Origin of the sequence: Geobacillus uzenensis (genome assembly GCF_002217665.1) — a bacterium.
GTDB classification, from domain to species: Bacteria; Bacillota; Bacilli; order Bacillales; family Anoxybacillaceae; genus Geobacillus; species Geobacillus subterraneus.
This window is the reverse complement of sequence record NZ_NEWL01000004.1, coordinates 1-2,351: the sequence shown is the minus strand read 5'-3', so window position 1 is coordinate 2,351 and position 2,351 is coordinate 1. Positions and strand designations below refer to the sequence as shown.

2 protein-coding genes are annotated in these 2,351 nt (G+C 41.2%); one reads left to right on the top strand and one right to left on the bottom strand.

Features of this window, described 5'->3' with window-relative positions:
- Positions 1-139 precede the first annotated feature (139 nt).
- Positions 140-928 (bottom strand): ABC transporter ATP-binding protein, encoded by a 789-nt coding sequence (locus tag B9L21_RS05250; protein WP_063165526.1) that lies wholly within the window; start codon positions 926-928, stop codon positions 140-142.
- A gap of 306 nt (positions 929-1,234) precedes the next feature.
- On the opposite strand from B9L21_RS05250, the gene B9L21_RS05245 reads away from it, so the two are divergent.
- On the top strand, positions 1,235-2,351 hold a 1,117-nt coding region (locus tag B9L21_RS05245), incomplete at its 3' end, for an IS66-like element ISBst12 family transposase (protein WP_089134986.1).

The window sequence follows — 2,351 nt, the reverse complement described above, 5'->3', positions numbered from 1 at the left end:
TTTTTGAAGTTTGGCTGGATCTGTAGTAAAATGAAAGTGCTCTTGCATGGGGGATCTCTCCTTTCGAATGTTGGGTGACACTTTCATTCTACTGGAGATCCGCCAGCAAGGGCTATTTTTATGCTTGTCTGAGTTTTATCTAGCACCACGGGTTATTTTCGTTAACTATAGCAGATAAATTGAACTTTTGTTCCAAGACCCGTAAAGCTTCATCAATTGGTTGCAACTGTAGCTTTATTTTAGTTTCGTTTCCTGCATTTACAAAGTTATTTATGTAGTCAACACTAATTAACTCACCATTTTTTATAATACCAACACGGTCACACAATATTTCTACCTCTGAAAGGAGATGACTTGAAATAAATATTGTTAATCCCTTTTCCCGAGCTAAATTTCTTAGATAACTTCTAATTTCATAAATTCCCGAAGGATCTAGTCCATTGGTAGGTTCATCCAGTATGAGTACTGATGGCTCGTGCAATAGAGCCTGTGCTAATCCTAGACGTTGACGCATTCCTAGCGAATAAGTTTTGACTTTTTTATGTATTACATTTTCTAATCCAGTTAAATGTACAATTTCCTCAATTTTATCTTGATTTACTCCCCCTGGTGTCATGCGAGCATAGTGAAGTAAATTTTTCCAACCGCTCATAAATTTGTACATTTCCGGATTCTCAACAATTGCCCCAACTTGAGCAATAGCTTCCTTAAACTGTTTTTTAATGCTTTTTCCGTAAATTATCACATCACCCTCGGTTATCTTCGTTAACCCAACCATCATACGTATAGTTGTTGTTTTGCCAGCACCATTTGGTCCCAAAAAACCAAAAATTTCACCTGGATATATTTCAAAGTCAAGCCCTTTGATTATTGTTTTACTTCCAATTCTTTTTGTTAAATTTTTGACTTCTACTGCTGCTTCACACATATAATCCCTCCGAGAGTATTAAATAATTACACGAATAAATTTATTAACATAAATTAACAAAAAAGAGAGACATGAACCGATTCCTTGATTAGAATAGATGTTGCGACTAAACTACACAAAATTACCATAACAGGTGAAAATAACACCTCTAAAGAAGAAGCCATTCATTAGATAATGCTTCAATTGCTTAACTTGAAGATTCGGCTTCTAACCGGGTAACTATTCAGCCACATCATAAAGTGAGCTGAATATTTTTTGCTTTTCCTGTCTATGATGTGAATATTGATAGACAAGGAGGTGAATCACATGTTGACGGTACAACAAGCTGTATTTACAGTTGAGAGCTTAATCGGCAAAGTTCAACAACAAAAACAGCTCATTCATCAACTCATTCAAGAAAATGAACATTTGCGTCACGAAAACAAACAACTACGCAAAGAAAATGAACAACTGAAGTACCGTGTTCAAGAGCTGGAAGCACGCACGAAAAAAAACAGCTCCAATAGCCATTTGCCCCCATCTTCTGACCGTTTTGAGAAAAAGCGTTCCTCCCGCGAGCCGTCTGGCAAAAAGCCTGGTGGGCAAGAGGGACATGAGGGGAAGACGCTCCGTCAAGTGGAACATCCACATCATCGTGTCGTCCACCGTGTGCATACGTGTCAAGGATGTGGAGCTTCTTTGCGTGAAGTCAAACCGTTCAAAGTCGATATCCGTCAAGTGTTTGATGTCCCTCCTGTGGCGATCGAGGTGACACAACATGAACGTGAAGTGAAATCGTGTCCACATTGTCGATGTGTTCAACAAGCCGAATTCCCATCACATGTCACGAATCATGTGCAATACGGTCCACGTCTCACGGCGCTCGTTGTTTATTTACATCATATCCAATTGATCCCGTACAAGCGTTTAAGTGATACAATCGAAGCGTTATATCAACACTCGATTAGTACGGGAACCCTTGCCAATATGGTGAAACGAGGACGCGAAGCGCTGGAATCAAATATGGACATCATCGAAGACGCCTTACTTGAATCCAACATCCTGCATGTCGATGAAACGAGTTTGCGCATCAATGGGAAACTCGCATGGGTGCATGTCGCGTGTACATCGAGATATACATACTTGGCTCCTCACGCTTCTCGTGGAAAAAAAGCGACCGATGATATCGGGATTCTTCCCCGATATGAAGGGACGATGATGCACGATGCGTTCGGTACATATCCGAAATACACACATGCCACCCATGCCCTTTGTCATGCCCACCATTTGCGTGAGTTAAAAGGATTCATCGAACAAGGGCATACGTGGGCGATGCGCATGACCACGTTTCTGTTAGCCGCCAAGCAAGCCGTCGAAGCCCATCACGGTGCACTTTCCGAAGAAGAAGCGAGACGGTGGGAACGAGTGTATGATCGCATCCTAG

Coding starts and splice junctions, on each gene's coding strand:
- B9L21_RS05250 (WP_063165526.1), bottom strand. CDS start 928: ATGTGTGAAGCAGCAGTAGAAGTCAAAAATTTAACAAAAAGAATTGGA.